The sequence below is a fragment of the Paenibacillus tepidiphilus genome (genome assembly GCF_008635795.1).
GTDB lineage: Bacteria > Bacillota > Bacilli > Paenibacillales > Paenibacillaceae > Paenibacillus_AQ > Paenibacillus_AQ tepidiphilus.
Map to the genome: position 1 here is coordinate 57,167 of NZ_VWRQ01000011.1, position 12,803 is coordinate 69,969.

The 12,803-nt window shown below is 50.4% G+C and carries 14 protein-coding genes; 3 read left to right on the plus strand and 11 right to left on the minus strand.

Annotated features, from left to right (window positions below; translation table 11 throughout):
• Positions 1-33 precede the first annotated feature (33 nt).
• On the plus strand, positions 34-921 hold the full coding sequence (locus tag F1379_RS15350) for a sulfurtransferase (protein WP_150271245.1): 888 nt from the start codon (positions 34-36) through the stop codon (positions 919-921).
• 38 nt (positions 922-959) lie between these two features.
• Here F1379_RS15350 and F1379_RS15355 read toward each other — a convergent pair whose 3' ends face one another.
• The 9 genes from F1379_RS15355 to F1379_RS15395 all read right to left on the minus strand — a co-directional run bounded on the left by F1379_RS15355 (position 960) and on the right by F1379_RS15395 (position 8,633).
• A complete protein-coding gene (locus F1379_RS15355; protein ID WP_150271247.1) occupies positions 960-1,895 on the minus strand; it encodes a bifunctional helix-turn-helix transcriptional regulator/GNAT family N-acetyltransferase in 936 nt (311 codons plus the stop codon).
• A gap of 221 nt (positions 1,896-2,116) precedes the next feature.
• Positions 2,117-2,584: a heme-degrading domain-containing protein gene (locus F1379_RS15360; RefSeq protein WP_162551175.1), complete on the minus strand. Its 468-nt coding sequence runs from the start codon at positions 2,582-2,584 to the stop codon at positions 2,117-2,119.
• A gap of 171 nt (positions 2,585-2,755) precedes the next feature.
• Positions 2,756-3,526, minus strand: a complete 771-nt coding sequence (locus F1379_RS15365) for an ABC transporter permease (RefSeq protein ID WP_150271252.1) — start codon at positions 3,524-3,526, stop codon at positions 2,756-2,758.
• Positions 3,527-4,288, minus strand: coding sequence for an ABC transporter ATP-binding protein (locus tag F1379_RS15370; protein WP_150271254.1), 762 nt, complete (start codon positions 4,286-4,288; stop codon positions 3,527-3,529).
• A complete protein-coding gene (locus F1379_RS15375; protein WP_150271257.1) occupies positions 4,285-4,656 on the minus strand; it encodes a DUF1048 domain-containing protein in 372 nt (123 codons plus the stop codon). Before F1379_RS15375 ends, F1379_RS15370 begins: the two co-directional genes overlap by 4 nt.
• Positions 4,649-4,963 carry a PadR family transcriptional regulator gene (locus F1379_RS15380; protein WP_275262503.1) on the minus strand — a complete coding sequence of 105 codons (315 nt, stop codon included), beginning with the start codon at positions 4,961-4,963 and terminating at the stop codon, positions 4,649-4,651. Before F1379_RS15380 ends, F1379_RS15375 begins: the two co-directional genes overlap by 8 nt.
• A gap of 237 nt (positions 4,964-5,200) precedes the next feature.
• A complete protein-coding gene (locus F1379_RS15385) occupies positions 5,201-6,199 on the minus strand; it encodes a DUF4179 domain-containing protein (protein WP_239004686.1) in 999 nt (332 codons plus the stop codon).
• Positions 6,200-6,296: 97 nt separating this feature from the next.
• On the minus strand, positions 6,297-6,884 hold the full coding sequence (locus F1379_RS15390; protein WP_150271265.1) for an RNA polymerase sigma factor: 588 nt from the start codon (positions 6,882-6,884) through the stop codon (positions 6,297-6,299).
• Between the two features lie 243 nt (positions 6,885-7,127).
• The gene (locus F1379_RS15395; protein ID WP_150271267.1) at positions 7,128-8,633 is read right to left on the minus strand and encodes an MFS transporter; all 1,506 of its coding nucleotides are present in this window, start codon (positions 8,631-8,633) and stop codon (positions 7,128-7,130) included.
• A gap of 142 nt (positions 8,634-8,775) precedes the next feature.
• On the opposite strand from F1379_RS15395, the gene F1379_RS15400 reads away from it, so the two are divergent.
• Together F1379_RS15400 and F1379_RS15405 are read left to right on the plus strand one after the other, a co-directional pair.
• Positions 8,776-9,597, plus strand: a complete 822-nt coding sequence (locus tag F1379_RS15400; RefSeq protein WP_150271269.1) for a MerR family transcriptional regulator — start codon at positions 8,776-8,778, stop codon at positions 9,595-9,597.
• An 85-nt stretch (positions 9,598-9,682) separates the two neighbouring features.
• Positions 9,683-10,540 (plus strand): chemotaxis protein, encoded by an 858-nt coding sequence (locus tag F1379_RS15405; protein ID WP_150271271.1) that lies wholly within the window; start codon positions 9,683-9,685, stop codon positions 10,538-10,540.
• Between the two features lie 147 nt (positions 10,541-10,687).
• Here F1379_RS15405 and F1379_RS15410 read toward each other — a convergent pair whose 3' ends face one another.
• The gene (locus tag F1379_RS15410; protein WP_150271273.1) at positions 10,688-12,280 is read right to left on the minus strand and encodes an alkaline phosphatase family protein; all 1,593 of its coding nucleotides are present in this window, start codon (positions 12,278-12,280) and stop codon (positions 10,688-10,690) included.
• 174 nt (positions 12,281-12,454) lie between these two features.
• Positions 12,455-12,754 (minus strand): iron-sulfur cluster assembly accessory protein, encoded by a 300-nt coding sequence (locus tag F1379_RS15415; RefSeq protein WP_150271275.1) that lies wholly within the window; start codon positions 12,752-12,754, stop codon positions 12,455-12,457.
• Positions 12,755-12,803 lie beyond the last annotated feature (49 nt).

The following is a 12,803-nucleotide window of genomic DNA, read 5'->3' on the forward strand; positions in this document are numbered from 1 at the left end:
CACTTTTCTACTATTCTTGAGGAGGTTATACGAATGAGCTCATTGCCTTTGACAGTAAACACGGACTGGTTGGCCGAGAGGTTAGAAGATCCTGCACTGCGCTTGCTCGACGCGACCACCTACCTGCAGTTCCCGGAGGATGGAGGCTACTACAAAGTCAACTCCGGCCGGGAAACCTATAAACAAGGACATATCCCCGGCGCTGTGTTTGCGGATCTGCATCTGGAATTGGCCGATCCGGACGGCGCATACCCCTTTACCGTTCCCGGCCACGATTATTTCGCCGAGAAGATCGGTCAGCTCGGCGTCGGAGGCGACGATGTTTATGTAGTTGTATACGACCAGGGCGTTGGTCCCAGCGCCTGGGCATCCCGCCTGTGGTGGCAGCTCCGCCTGGAAGGCTTCGACCGGGTCGCCGTTCTGGAGGGCGGATTGAAGAAATGGCAGGATGAAGGGCGTCCCGTATCGGACGAGCCCGGTGCTTATCCGCCGGCCATCTTCACCGGACAACGCCGCAGTGAGCTCCTTGCGACGAAGGAAGACGTGAAGCTCGCGATCGGGGATGAGTCTACACTGCTCGTGAATAGCCTTTCCCCGGCAGACCATAACGGCGAAACGAAGACATACGCCCGCAGCGGACATATTCCCGGCAGTGTGAATATCTTTATCGCCAAGCATACGAAGCCCGGCAGCTCTACTCTCGTGGACGAAGAAGCGCTGCGAAGCAACCTGGCGGAGCATGGTGCTCTTGATGAGGACAAGAAGGTTATTACGTATTGCGGCGGCGGCATTGCTGCCACTTGGAATGCGCTGGTGTTCAAGAAGCTGGGGAAAGACGTCGCCGTGTACGACGGTTCATTGTCGGAATGGGCGGCCGACCCTACCCTGCCGATTGAGAACCCAAGCGCTGCCAAGGCCTGATTGCGGCTAAGCTTAATAAGAAGGACGATTCCCCTTTGTCAGGGAATCGTCCTTAGATTAAGCAAGTAAGTCTGTTCCAAGTGACGTTTCCCCCATGATTCGGTTTCTTGTTCGGACAGCTTCTTAAAGCCAGCTTTCATATACATACGGATAGCCGTTTTCTGGTCCTCAGTTGTTTCTAGACTAATAAACTGAAAGCCTTGTCCTCTGCAGTAACTGATCGCCTCCTGCAGCAGCTTGCTCCCGAGACCCATTCCTCTTGCATCCGGATGCAGCATGAACCACCTTAACTGTGCTTTCTCTTGGGTATGGCCGATGATGGCTATGCTGCCAACTATTTCACCGTTGACCTCGGCCAGCCAGAAACGGTCCTTGTCCGGGCTGTAGGTTTGCAGCAAATCGTAAAACGTCTTACAGACATAGCCTTCAAAAGTATGATCGTAGCCGCACTCCTTCGCATAAATCCACCCGTGCATATGAATGAGCATCCCGATGTCCCCCGGCTTCAATTCGGTCCGGATGCTTACGTAGTCCTTTGTAGCATGGTTTGAGAGCTCTCTTTCAATCGAAGCCATACTTTTGGCAATACTTATTTGGCCGAGAGGGGGAATTCCGGCAACCAAATTTTGAATTTGCTCCTCAGACAAGGTATTCAAATTGGACAATGTCTCCTCGCCAGGACTGGATAAGTAAAGGAAGAACGATCGGCCGTCTTTCTCGGACGGAACCCGGTGAATCAAGCCCAGCTTTTCGAACCGTTTCAGCATCCGGCTTAAATAACCGGCATCCATATTAAGGCGTTCGGTGAGCAGCTTGGCCGTACAATACTCCGTGTTGCCGATTTCGTACAGTACCCGTGCTTCCGGAAGGGAAAAATCGCTGTCCAGCAGCTGCTTATCGAGTAACCCGAGCACTTTTGTGTAGAAGCGGTTAAAATTGCGTATGGCCGGGATGATGGACGTGCTTGAACCCATATGTAATGCCTCCTTAAAGAACTGGTCTATATTATTTCGCGTTATTTATTTGACTATGTCAACTAAGTGTATAATATATTGATTTTAATTGATTTTGTCAACTATATTTAGACCAAACGTCTCAACCGATCCAATAAACTTGAATAAGCCGCCCCGGGATTTCCAGAGCAGCTTAATTTCAATTTTCACATGGATGAGCTCATCCAGTGTTAGGAGCTCACCTAAGAGAGCAGCTTCTTAAGCGAGGCTACCACCATTTCATGGTCTTCATGGCCTTCCAGTCCGGAGACGGTAATCGTGCCGATCATTCCGGCGCCCTTAACGATAAGCGGAAAGCAGCCCCCTTCAGCTGCATAATTCAGCGGATCGACAAAGGCGTTATCCTGGATTGTCGTGTTCCAGGACTTCATCAGGACATGTATGTAATAGGAGCTGTGTTCGAAATGATGGGCCACATTGATTTTCCGCGTAATCCAGCGGTCATGGCCCAGACCGTTGTCATTCATTTTGGCGTGGAATAAGGTCATGCCGTTCTTGCGGATATCCACCGTTATTTGTTTACCTTCCGCGAAAGCTTTGGCCAGTATGAGCTGACCCAGCTCGATGGCTGTATTATTGTTAAATTCCGTGAATTGCAGCTCTTGCTCCTGACGAAGCAGCGTACTTAACAGCGCTGTGTAGTCTTCCACCCCTGCACTTCCTTTGCTATAAATTTTGAAATGTTCTCCGGCAAATCTTCTTCAGTATACTGTGTCTTTACATTGTTGAACACATAAAAAGAGCCGGCAACAGTGATTACTCACGGTTATCGGCTCAGCGTCTTCGCATCCGGTTCTAGAATCACGGATCATCCTTAAATATTAAGCTGCTTTTCTTCTGTATGCGCGCATCGCAAATAGATAGGCGACGATTATAATTCCTAAGCACCACGCAAGCGCGGCCCATATGTCATTGCCCACCGGCTGGCCTGAGAGCAGTGCCCGGATGGCGTTAACGATGGAGGTTACCGGCTGGTTCTCGGCAAAAGCGCGAACGACCGAAGGCATCGACTCGGTAGGCACAAACGCTGAACTGATAAACGGAAGGAAAATTAGCGGGTAGGAAAAAGCACTTGCACCTTCCATAGTTTTGGCGGACAATCCCGAAATCACTGCTACCCAAGTTAAGGCCAGAGTAAATAACGCGAGTATACCGGCAACAGCAAGCCATGGCAGTACGCCTGCGGATGAACGAAAACCCATAACAAGCGCTACTAGAATGATGACGATGACACTGATGGCATTGGACACCATAGAGGTCAGCACATGCCCCCAAAGCAAGGCAGAGCGTGATATCGGCATGGTGTGAAACCGCTCGAAGATCCCCCGCTGCACATCGGTAAACAGCCGGTAAGCCGTGTAAGCGATTCCGCTGGCGATGGCCATCAGCAGGATGCCCGGCAGCAGGTAATTCACATAGTTGTCCGTCCCGGTCTGAATGGCTCCGCCCAGCACATAGACGAACAGCAGCATCATGGCGATCGGAGTGATGCAGACCGTGATAATGGTGTCCATACTGCGGAGGATATGGCGCATGGAACGTCCGAGCATCACACTAATATCAGTGAAAAAATGATTTTTTGTCGTCTCCATTTATATGGCCTCCTTCTTGCCGACGATGGCGAGGAAGATTTCCTCTAGTGTCGGCTGTTTCTCAACGTACTCTACCGCTGCGGGCGGGAACAGCTTCTTGTGTTCTTCAAGCGTGCCGCCGGCGATGATTCTGCCCTGGTGCAGAATGGCAATCCGGTCTGCTAACTGCTCAGCCTCATCCAAATACTGTGTAGTGAGCAGTACGGTCGTTCCGCCGTCGGCAAGCTCCTTCACATTCTTCCATACCTCGATGCGCGCCTCGGGGTCAAGGCCGGTGGTCGGCTCGTCGAGGAAGATAATCTGCGGATGGCCCACAAGGCTCAAAGCGATGTCGAGCCGTCGGCGCATACCGCCTGAATAAGTGGCCGCTCTCCGGTCGGCGGCTTCCGTCAAGCCGAAGCGTGCAAGCAAGTCTTCCGCAACCTGTCGGGGGTTGTTCAGGTACCGCAGTTTGGCAACCATGATCAGATTCTCCCGTCCCGTCAAAATTTCGTCCACAGCGGCGAATTGCCCGGTCAGACTGATGGCCTGCCGCACACTCCCGGGTTTGGACGCTACATCGAAGCCGTTGACAACAGCGGTACCGCTGTCCTGCTTGAGCAGCGTGGTGAGGATCTTCACCACCGTGGTCTTACCCGCTCCGTTGGAGCCGAGCAGGGCCAGGATTTCCCCGCGCCGCACCTCGAAATCCACCCCCTTCAGGACTTCAGTGGACTTATAGGATTTCCTCAGGTCCTTTACTTGGATCGCGATATCACTCATTTGGCATCCCTCCCCTTTCCGAACTTCTTCAGAATGTCGCGGTTTAATGCTTCACGCCAATTCTCCGTGTAGGTGCTGGCACTGCGCAAGAGTTCATCGCAGAATGCGGCCACGTCTTCGCCGGTGATCTCCAGCACATGCTTGCCGTCTGCAGCACCGGCCTCGAACAGCTCGATCAGTCCATAATGAATTTCCATCATGTCGTAGCCGCTCCCCGCCACGAACATCCACATATGGCTCTGTATTTTCTTGAAGACGTACCGGTAGTCTTCAGGCAGTGCCTCCACTCTTGCCATCTGTTGCTTGTACTCGCGTTTGCTCTCAATGATCTTCTTGATATTGAGGTAATTATCGAAAAAATCAGCCATTGAATTCTTCCTCCTTTAATTGTTTGAGCTTCGACGTGACAAACTCCCATTTCTCCCAGAATCTCTGCAGCTCTTCCCGCCCGGCTTCATTGAGCGCGAAGAACTTACGCGGGGGGCCCATGTCGGAAGGCTTCTTGGTGATCTCCACCAGCTTGTTCTTCTCAAGTCGGAGCAGGATGGTGTACACCGTACCTTCCACAACATCGGTAAAACCGAGAGCGTTCAGGTGCCGCGTGATTTCGTAGCCGTAGGTTTCCTTGCGGCTTATAATTTCCAGGACGCAGCCCTCAAGAACGCCTTTGAGCATTTCCGTAAGATTATCCAGCACAATCACCTCTCGCTATTCAGTATGACTGGTATTCAGTGTTGCTTACTACCACTACATAGTATCACAGAATAGCTGGATGTCAATGGGCTAACCAGATCTGCATGTAAATAATCAAAATAATCCAATTAACGCAAATCAGCCCCGTTGCGGAAATTCGTTCCGCAACGGGGCTGACTGATATTTATTTTTACAAGGGCTGCTGTCTAAGCAGAGGCCTTAGCGCTGTACCGGAATGGTAACTTCAAGCTCAGGCAGATAGGTTTTGGTGCCCAATGTGCCGTCTGCGGCGCCCTGAATACTCCAGTCTGACCCGTTGACCGTGAAGGTGTAAGGCTTGATGGTGATGGACGATACAGCCTCCGATACCGGTGCATACAGCTCATTCACATGGTAAGCCGTTCCCGGAATTTCGTTGAAGAATCCTACGCGTTTTTGCTCCAGCAGGTTACCCTGGTCATCGAACAGGTCATAATAGACCATGGATGCATGGAATTGGCCGGCTTGCTCTGGTGAAGCAGGGGCTTTACCCGTGCTGTCCAGAATGAGACGGGTGGTGACCGGGCTGAGTTCCAATTGCTCTACCGTATAGCTGAAACCGCCGCTGGACTTGGTCACATCAGGAGTCAGGACGAGCGCACTGTTATTGATGCTGACAGGAATGTTGTATTCATAAATCTCGTCAACTCCGGTTACCTTGGCCTGCACTGTTAACTCAAATGCCTCCGGCAGGCTGATGCCTTTGGTATATTCGACTTGGAAGGAGTCTGGTGCTCCCGGAACTTCGCTGATGCTGCCTTCACTGAACGGAATCGCTTGTCCGTCTGCCAGTGCTTTCGGGTGCTCCAGGTATCCTTTGACCCCATTGTCACCCTTCCATGGAACAAGTGTGTTCTCCAGCTCAACGCCTTCACGTTCAATGAAGAAGGAGAGCCGGCTGCCGTCATACAGCAGTTCAGTCAGCTTCAGAGTCACGCCGTCATGCGTTACGCTGAGATTCGGGGTCGCAGCGATGCCCTGGTCAATGGCTGCCTGTAAGTTATCCTGATCCACGTTATCGAAGATGCTGCCTACCACCGGGAGATTCTGCAACGCTGCGGCCATTGCCGGGGAGACAAATCCGGTGCCGATTACCCCCGCTCCCAGCATGGCTGCCGCCGAAACGGCTGCCACCGTTTTTTTCAGCATGGATGGCTTCATTCTCTTCGTTCTCTTCATTGTGTTCTCTCCAATCTCATTCATGATTTTTGTACTCAGACTCTGGCTCGGGATTTGCGAATTGCGAATCCATGCTTCCAGCATGTCCATGTCTTGCTCATCGGTTTGAGTGGGCAAATGTCTCACGGGCGCTTCCTCCTTGATTCTGTCGATAGGTTACCAGCTTGCGGCGCAGACGTTCGTATTTCTTCCGCACGGTTGCCGGTTTAATTCCGATAATGCCGCCGATTTCCTCGAAGCTGTATTGCTCCACCGCTTTCAGCAGCAAGATATGCCTCTCCTCCACGGACAGCACAGTAAGCAGCTCTTCAATCATGGACTCCCGCGAAAAGACGGGGGGCTCCGGCGGTTCCTTAACCTCTCGGATCAGCTTTAGCCACCGGGACTGGCTTTTCTTGATATTCATCAGATGATAGTAAGCCAGCTTATACAACCAGGCCGAGAAAGTCGCCTGCGATGTATATTGAGGGAGCTTCTCATAGGCCCGGATGAAGATTTCCTGTACGGCATCTTCTGTTTCCGCATGATTCTTCAGAATGTAGTAGCAGTACGTGTACATTTGCCGCTCAAACTGCCGGATAATCATGGTGTAGGCTTGCCGGTCTCCTGTCTGCACGCGCTGGACAACGGCTTCAATATCTTCTGGGTGTGTTCCTTCCGCTTCCCCGGGGATGGATGGCTTCAAACGCTCACCTCCTTTGTTTCTTTGTCTATATAACAATCGGCACGCTCCGTTTTGTGACACAAGTTAACAGTGCTCCTTTCAGGGCAGCAAAAAAAGCATCTTAGAAAAGAGACACAATTCAGATTCAAGGTCCAAGTAATGTAAGGCAGCTCTATTAGAATAGAGTAACCCTCATTACTAGCCCGTTGAAGGTAAATTATGGCTGATTCCTAAAATGCTCTATATACTCTGTCAGATGGCACCTCAGCGGCTATGGCCGATAGAACCGGCTCTGGACGAACGCCGGCTGGTCCAGCCGATTACGGCGGCGCCAAGCACCAGCAGAATGGCTGCACCTGAGACCACCATCACGTAGGCATCGTCAAAAGCGGCACGGCCCGCTTCTCTCAGCATGTCAGCGACTGCCACCGGCAAAGCTTCCGCTGCTAGCAGCGCTTCATCCAGGCTGTCATAAACCTGGGCCGGAGCCTGCATATCTCCCGGAAGCTTCAGCGACAGCGTATATAACAGCCCAGCAAAGCTGCCGATAATCGCCGTTCCCGAAGCGCCTCCCATCTCGAACGCTACTTCCTCGATGGAGGCCGCCATGCCTGCTTTGTGGGCCGGGGCATTGCTCATGATGGAATGGGACGCTGTCGTCATAGCCGCGCCCAGTCCTGCGCCGAACAAGGTGAGTCCTAGAATCTGGCCGCTCATTGCGCCGTTCAGCTGCAGCAGGTAGAAGCCGATGCCGAAGCCTCCCAGCAGCAATCCGGCACTTTGGATGCGCAGCACATCGTATTTATGCGTCAGCAGGCCCGTCAACGGACCGGCGATGAGCGCCGCCAGCGGCAGACATAGCGTAAAGATTCCCGCTTCAAGCGGGCTGAGTCCCTCTACCAATTGCAGCCTTTGAGTAATCAGGTATTGCACGCCAAGCTGGGCGAATGAGCTGACCATAGCCGTAGCGAATCCCGCTGTGAACCGTGCAGTCCGGAACAGCGACAAGTCTATCAGCGGCGAAGCGCTTCTTAGCTGGCGGCGGATGAAGATCAGAAAGGCCAGCACCCCGATCACCGCACTGATTGTCGCAAGTGCGGGCGAGCCTCCCCTACGGGCGAATTCTTTAATGGCATAAATCATGGTCACCATGGCAATCATGATCTGCACCGAACTGAGCATATCCCACTTCTTCTCCCGGTCACCGGCATGCTTGGGGATAAAGATAACAGTCAGTATAAGGGCGACAAGCGCGATTGGAATGTTGATCAGGAACACCGATCCCCACGGGTAGCGCTCCAGCAGGAGCCCGCCGATAATCGGGCCAAGTCCCGCGCCGCCGGCGGAGATGGAGCCCCAGATGCCGAGCGCCAGCCCAAGCTCACGGGGATCGGTAAAGGTGACTCTGATGATCGACAGCGTAGCCGGCATCATCATGGCTGCTCCTACCGCAAGAAATACTCTAGCCGCTACCAGGATGCCCGGGGACGGTGCAAAGGCAGCGGTCAGCGAGGCAGCGGCAAAGGCGATCAAGCCCAGCGTGAATATTCTTTTATAGCCTAAACGGTCTCCCAGGGTCCCCATGGCGGGCAGGAGCCCGGCCATTACCAAAGAATAACCGTTCAGAATCCACAGCTTCTCCGAGGCGGTTGCCCCAAGATCCGCTGTCAGGCTCGGCAAAGCCGTGTACAGAATGGTCATATCCATAACGATGAGCAAGAGTGCACTGGATACAATGGCCAAGATCATCCAGCGTTTAAAAGTAGACATACAGTTAATCCTCCAGAGCTTCGATTATTTTCTCTATAGTCTGAATTTAAAACTATAGGGTAACCCTATAGTCAATACCTCGATTAAATATTATAATTTTGAAAGATTAACGGGGTTCACCCTCCAAGGAGAGCTGACAGATATGCAAATACAGAAACAGTACTTCACCACCAGCGAGCTAGCAAAGACCTGCGGCGTTACAAAACACACGCTGTTTCATTATGATGATATCGGCCTGCTGAAGCCGGCATATGTCAATTCGAAGGGCTACCGTTATTATTCTCTGCAGCAGTGCTACACCCTGGATATTATTAATGTGCTGAAGAAAGCTGGAAGCTCCCTGCAGGAAATCATTGATTTTTTTGCCAACCAGAACAAAGTGGAGTTTGTGAATCTCATCCAGCAGAAACAGCGGGAACTCGAAATGGAGCAGGTTAGGATCAAGCGCATGCAAAGCTTTCTGGCGGGGGCCGTTGAAATGACGGAGACGGTGACGGAGGATTTGTGGAGCACTCCTGTGCTGGAGAAATGCGATGCGGAATATTACGTTGCTACTGCACTGGAGCCGGGCGCCGACGATCATGAATACGCCAAGAAGCTGAGCCGGCACCGCACCTACTGCGAGGAGAACCTTATTGTTCATGCGTTCCCGGTCTGCACAATTATGCGCAAGGAGAACTTTGAAGCGGAAGTATACTTCCCTAATTATATTGCCAATAAGCTGCCGGCTGCCGCAGCGGGCGAGCATGTCTTCGAGCGGCCTGAAGGGCTGTATGCCATGATGGATCACCGGGGCTCTTACGAATCCATGCCGGTGAGCTACGGGCAAATGAAGAATTTCATCCGGACGAACGGAATGCGGGTTAGCGGCAATGTTTATGAAGTAGAACGGGTTAATTATCTCACAGAAAAGAACCCGGACAATTATGTAATCCGGATTTCTGTAGAGGTCGCTCCCGAATGAATGCTTGTCCTCTAGGGCAAAATCAAGGAGTCAACTTTATGGAGGCTTCTTTTGTTCTAACAAGTATTGAAAGCGGGGAGATCGTATGACAGAAAAACTGGCTGTTATTGTGATTCACGGCTTAGGCAAGCAGCATGAGGACTTTGCTTCAGCTTTTATCAAGGACCTGTACAAGAGCTTTGCCCAAATCAGCGGGGAGGACAACCCGGAAGACCGAATCGTAATCAAGCCGGTCTGGTGGGCCTCTGTCTTTGCAGAACGGGAAGAAGAATTGAAAAACAGGCTGGTCGGTGCTCCGTACAATTTGCGGTATACAGAGCTAAGAGAGTTCATGATTCATTATTTGGCGGACGCTGTTGCCTATCAGCCTCTCGAAGGCGGAGATCAGAATTATGAAGCCGTGCACCGGACAATCAGCAGGAAGTTGAACCAATTAAGCATTGAAGCCGGAACGGATACTCCGCTCTGCGTGATTTCACATAGTTTGGGAAGCGTTATTGCGAGCAATTTCTTCTATGACCTGCAATATGGCCGGCAGAAACCGGAAATTGTGAACCCGGAATCCGCACTGGAACGGGGAGATACATTATCTTTATTCTATACCTGTGGAACTACCTTGCCTTTGTGGAGTCTGCGTTACGCTACGTTTGACAAGCCGATCCAGGTACCGAGCAAGGGGTTCTCTGCCAGTCACCCCAATGTCCAGGGAGAATGGGTCAACTTTTATGATAAAGACGATGTTCTGGGCTATCCCCTGAAAAGCATCCATCCAGAATACGACAAGGCCGTTACTGCAGACGAAGATGTCAACGTCGGTACGCTGCTCAATAACTGGAATCCCTTATGTCACAATGGCTATCTCAAAAGCGGCAAAGTGATAAACCGGATTGCTGAAGGCTTAAACACGTTATGGAAACAGGTGTATGAGGAGAGACCTGACTAAGACAGACAAGTCATTCCTTTCCTCTCCAACCTCAAAGTCAATTTTAATATGCATGCCAAAGCCCCCTTATAGCAGTCATAGGAATACTTACCAGAGCTTCAGCCTATGTCAGCGAAAAAGGGGCATTTACTTTTTTTTGATTTAACTTTACTTAATCAGAAGCTTAAGAATGAAGGGTTTTAAATCTACGATCCGCAAATATTGTGGCTTTTGATCGGTTCCGATAATGATAAGGGGGACCAACGATTCCATTTGTCCAAAGGCTCCATGACCTCCGCCTCCTTTATGGGTTGGGGAGTTTACGTCTGCCAATTCATAACCGGGCTTTGCGGTGACGACCAGAAATTCTCCAGGGTGAGAATGTAAAGCTCCGGATAACCGCCTGAGTACATCTGGGTATTTACCGTACTGTATGGAGCGATGCTTGGCATCAGATTTCAAATCCAACACCTCCAGCTCTTGCTCGACCGTCCATTTTTGCTGATAATTATCAACCAGTGTGCCACTCGGTTTAAATCTCATCTGCTTGGATGTTCCGCCTGAAATGGCGTAGATCCACCCCTCTTCTTTCCATGAAATAACATCGATACGGGGATCAGCTCTTAATAAATGGGCGATGTCTTTTAGCTTGTCTGATTTCAGATTGTAGACATAGGCCATCGTTTCATTGACAGCGAGAATGATTTCTGTGTCCTCCGTTACTGATTCGCCCTGACGCAATATTTTATAGTCGTGGAAAAAGGAAGCCAATTCGATGACTGGATGATCTGGGGCAGGCAGAATTTTGGTCATTCCACTATCCCCTATAATAATAAAAATCGCCTTGTCTAAGGCTTCTTTCGGCGAACCAAAGCTTTGCAATAAGGTTTGGAGCTGACGATCCACCGCCTTGATTCCCTCCAGCTTCGAAAGACCCTTCTTATGAATCTTCTGGTCCAGATCAGGCAGATAAACATACAAGAAATCCGGCAATTGATTTGCCTTGATTAAATATTGGGCGGTTTTAATGGAATGCTGATTGTTGAGACCCATGCGGCGGGTTAAGCCGTCAGGCAGCTCTTGAATGCCTTTCAGCGGATCTGACAGTGAACCCAGCGTTAAAAAATCGGGGCCCTTAACAGGGATTGTTCCGGGTAATGAAGCCGGAGCTTGCATCCAGAGAGGAATGGATAAATTGTGATCCTTGGTACCCCGGTAGATCAAACCGTTAATACTGCCGGATTTCATCCCGCTCCGGCCCAATTCTTCGTAAATGGTGGGAAGCTTCGGGTTTAAATGCTTGCCGTTCAAGTGAACCAGGGCATCCGCCAATACATTGTCAACGCCAAGTTTAATGGCCTCCATTGGTCCGGTACCATAACTGATCAGCCTTTTCTCTTGTTCCGAATACCATGTCAAACCAGGCACACGGTGGCCATCCGGATATGTTCCTGTAATCAGGGAACTGTCAATCGTTACTGACATGGTGGGAAAAGAACTGACCATGCCCTTGTAATATTGGCCATTCTTGATCAGAAACTGGAAATTGGGAAGTTCATTTTGCCCTAAGCCTTTGTCAATGGCTTGAGCCATTAATGAATCAACTACCACTAAAATAACTTTCTTTGTGTAATCACCTTGTATTGATTTTACCCGGACCAAATCCTGTTCCTCAGGTTTAGGTCCTGATTCCTGACGTTGGCAACCTGATGTCATGATCAATATGAAGATCAGCAGCAATCGAATCTTTACTTGTCGCATGTATAAAGATCACCCAGCCCATTCATAATATGCTTGATATGGGTATGTTGTACATAATCCTGAATTTCATGCATAACTCTCTTGTCAAACTAAAGGTGCTTAATCTCCTCTAGACTATACAAAAAGAGTCCAGCCCGTAAACAGGCTGAACTCTGATCTGTGCTAAACAACGGTTTATTTTTCAAGAAAGCCAGTAGACGGATTTGTGATGAAGAAACCTTCTTCCGGTACATAGAAATACTGAATCCATACGCCGTCCAGGAGCGGCTCGCGAGTGTCCAGCAACACTTCAATCCCCTTGTCTGTTGCCACGACTTCATCATGCTCCGTTGGCGTATCAAGAGTTACATCATAGTGGCCGTGATTGCCGTGATTCTGTGTAATAATGACGCGGATCTTCTTTCCTTCCGCTTCCTGGCTGCCAAGCATATCTTTGAGTACTTTTGCTGCATTCCGGTTGATTTTACATTTCATCTTATAGCGACCTCTATTCTTCTTAATATGCAGTGAGGATTTTATTATA

What these genes read in the sequence shown, in the direction of transcription:
- F1379_RS15350 (WP_150271245.1), top strand. Translation starts at nt 34, where the DNA reads ATGAGCTCATTGCCTTTGACAGTAAACACGGACTGGTTGGCCGAGAGG.
- F1379_RS15355 (WP_150271247.1), bottom strand. Translation starts at nt 1,895, where the DNA reads ATGGGTTCAAGCACGTCCATCATCCCGGCCATACGCAATTTTAACCGC.
- F1379_RS15365 (WP_150271252.1), bottom strand. Translation starts at nt 3,526, where the DNA reads ATGGAGACGACAAAAAATCATTTTTTCACTGATATTAGTGTGATGCTC.
- F1379_RS15370 (WP_150271254.1), bottom strand. Translation starts at nt 4,288, where the DNA reads ATGAGTGATATCGCGATCCAAGTAAAGGACCTGAGGAAATCCTATAAG.
- F1379_RS15375 (WP_150271257.1), bottom strand. Translation starts at nt 4,656, where the DNA reads ATGGCTGATTTTTTCGATAATTACCTCAATATCAAGAAGATCATTGAG.
- F1379_RS15380 (WP_275262503.1), bottom strand. Translation starts at nt 4,963, where the DNA reads ATGCTCAAAGGCGTTCTTGAGGGCTGCGTCCTGGAAATTATAAGCCGC.
- F1379_RS15385 (WP_239004686.1), bottom strand. Translation starts at nt 6,199, where the DNA reads ATGAAGAGAACGAAGAGAATGAAGCCATCCATGCTGAAAAAAACGGTG.
- F1379_RS15395 (WP_150271267.1), bottom strand. Translation starts at nt 8,633, where the DNA reads ATGTCTACTTTTAAACGCTGGATGATCTTGGCCATTGTATCCAGTGCA.
- F1379_RS15400 (WP_150271269.1), top strand. Translation starts at nt 8,776, where the DNA reads ATGCAAATACAGAAACAGTACTTCACCACCAGCGAGCTAGCAAAGACC.
- F1379_RS15405 (WP_150271271.1), top strand. Translation starts at nt 9,683, where the DNA reads ATGACAGAAAAACTGGCTGTTATTGTGATTCACGGCTTAGGCAAGCAG.
- F1379_RS15410 (WP_150271273.1), bottom strand. Translation starts at nt 12,280, where the DNA reads ATGCGACAAGTAAAGATTCGATTGCTGCTGATCTTCATATTGATCATG.
- F1379_RS15415 (WP_150271275.1), bottom strand. Translation starts at nt 12,754, where the DNA reads ATGAAATGTAAAATCAACCGGAATGCAGCAAAAGTACTCAAAGATATG.